The sequence below is a fragment of the Mesorhizobium sp. M7A.F.Ca.AU.001.01.1.1 genome (genome assembly GCF_004022735.1).
Taxonomy (GTDB): Bacteria; Pseudomonadota; Alphaproteobacteria; order Rhizobiales; family Rhizobiaceae; genus Mesorhizobium; species Mesorhizobium ciceri.
Genome location: NZ_RZPF01000942.1, coordinates 1 through 2,052 on the forward strand (window position 1 = coordinate 1; position 2,052 = coordinate 2,052).

3 protein-coding genes and 1 pseudogene are annotated in these 2,052 nt (G+C 61.7%); all 4 read right to left on the reverse strand.

Annotation, left to right across the window (positions count from 1 at the left end):
* Nucleotides 1-370, reverse strand: a pseudogene (locus EN884_RS34285) (amino acid ABC transporter permease); the annotation flags it as partial.
* 59 nt (nucleotides 371-429) lie between these two features.
* Nucleotides 430-1,263 carry a transporter substrate-binding domain-containing protein gene (locus tag EN884_RS34290; protein ID WP_063170686.1) on the reverse strand — a complete coding sequence of 278 codons (834 nt, stop codon included), beginning with the start codon at nucleotides 1,261-1,263 and terminating at the stop codon, nucleotides 430-432.
* A 131-nt stretch (nucleotides 1,264-1,394) separates the two neighbouring features.
* A complete protein-coding gene (locus EN884_RS34295; protein WP_063170687.1) occupies nucleotides 1,395-1,781 on the reverse strand; it encodes a carboxymuconolactone decarboxylase family protein in 387 nt (128 codons plus the stop codon).
* The coding region (locus EN884_RS34300) for an alpha/beta hydrolase (protein WP_245492036.1) at nucleotides 1,774-2,052 on the reverse strand (279 nt) is incomplete at its 5' end. The genes EN884_RS34295 and EN884_RS34300, both read right to left, overlap by 8 nt.

Here is a 2,052-nt window from a genome sequence, read left to right on the forward strand (position 1 = left end):
CCACGCCCTGGGAAATCAGGAATGGCAGCTTTTCCCGGATGAAGGGCAGGCTGAGATGAAAGGTCGCGAAGAAGGCCAGGAAGAGCAGCAGCAGTTCGAACCAGACGATGGCGATCTGGACACGCAGCGAGGCGAAGCCGATCAGGACGACATTGAGGACGAACAGAAGCGCGATCACGAAGGCGATGGCAAACCGACCATAGAGGCCGCTCTGCGACGGTTCGCCGATGACCGGGCGCATCAATTCGCCGAAGCTCGTCGACGTCAGGTTGAAAGCGAGGAAGATCGCAAAGACGACGCCGAACATCGTCGCCACAAACCACGGCTTGTGCACGAGGACTTCAGCTTCGACGGTATCGGGGTAGAGCATAGCCTGTCCCTTCGAATGGTCGGCGGCCCGCACAGGCGAGCCGCCAGCGAACGTCGGAACTACTTTACGACCGAGTAGTCGACCCCGTACCATTTCCTGGAGAGCGTGCTCAGCGTTCCGTCGCCTTTCATGGCCTTCACGGCATCGGCGATCCTGGCCGAGAATTCCGGGTCACCGTGTTCGATTGCGACAGCCAGGGGCTCATAAAACACCGGATCGCCGATCTGCCTGATCGGATAACCGGCTTTCACGGCATCGACGATGCTGGGCTGCGACGAGACGACGGCATCGAGCCGAACGCCGTCACCGACCCGCAGATCGTCGAAAGCGGTGGTGGAGTTCTCGTAGGAGTGCACTTCCTTCGGGTTGAGCTTGTATTCGAATGGCGGCGCACCGGCCGCGTCGAGCGTCAGATCCTTCTTGGCATAGGCTTCGAAGGTCGATGTCGTCGTCGCGCCGACAACCTTGCCATCCAGATCGCTCAACGATTTGGCCTTGCTGTCCTTGTGAACCGCAACCGCTGCTGGCGTGTAGTAGTACACAGCGGGAAAATCGAAGATCTCGGCGCGCTTCTTCGTCGGCGTCATCGAGCCGACATGCATGTCCCAGCGGCCGACCCAGTTGCCGGCGGTGATGATGTCCCAGCCCGGCGTCACGAACTCGACCTTGACGCCGATGCGCTTGCCGATCTCCTTGGCGACATCGATGTCGAAGCCGTCCAGCTCGTTGCTGGCATTGAGGAAGGACTGCGGCGCCCAGTTGGCGTCAGTTGCGACCTTGAGAGTTCCGGCCGCCACGACACGGTCCAGCACCGCGCCGGCCTGAGCCGGAAGCGTCGTCAATGTCAGGGCAAGCGAAGCCGCCAATGTCGCCAATTTCAGAGATGTTTTCATGTGCACCGTTCCCCTTGTTGTTGTTGCTAATTTAGAAATGAGACTGCCGTCGCCGTCTTCCGGCGAGGCAGAGGAGGTTTGCCGCGCCGATTGCTCGGAACGAAGGTAAGCCGACGGTCGCGAAACGCTTGTCATGGCGTGTCGGCCTTGGCTTCGTCGCGCACCGCACGCGCGACACGGAAGGCCTCGACACCTGCCGGAACGCCGCAATAGACCGCGATCTGGATCAGGGCCGCCCGCAGCTCGTCGTCGCCAAGCCCGTTGCGCATCGCACCTCGAAAATGCACGCCGAATTCATGCATGCGCCCCAGTGCCGCAAGCATGCCGAGATTGAGCAGGCTGCGCTGCTTGAGATCGAGCGCGGCGTCAGTCCAGCATGTGCCCCAGCAATACTCGTTGAGCATGTCCTGGAGGGGCCTGGAGAAGTCGTCGGCATTGCCGATTGCGCGGTCGACATAGTCGTCGCCCAGTACTTTGCGGCGGACTGCCTCGCCGGCTTTCTGCAATTTGCTATCCATGGCTGGTCGCCCCTGCCCGTCGTGAGTGGTCATCCAGGAAATCCGCTATCAGGCCAGCGACCGACCCGGGCGCTTCGATCAGGATCGAATGCCGCAACCCCGGCAGGATCTCGAGCCGCGAGCCGCGGATCTGGTCGTGCATATGACGCGCCATGCGCGGGTTGGATCCCTGGTCGTCCTCCCCCGTCACGATCAGTGTCGGCGACCTGATCTGGTCGAGGATGCCGCCGAAATCTGTCTCGGCCAGAACCCGGTAAGCGGCGGCGTAGCA

Coding starts and splice junctions, on each gene's coding strand:
- EN884_RS34295 (WP_063170687.1), bottom strand. CDS start 1,781: ATGGATAGCAAATTGCAGAAAGCCGGCGAGGCAGTCCGCCGCAAAGTA.
- EN884_RS34290 (WP_063170686.1), bottom strand. CDS start 1,263: ATGAAAACATCTCTGAAATTGGCGACATTGGCGGCTTCGCTTGCCCTG.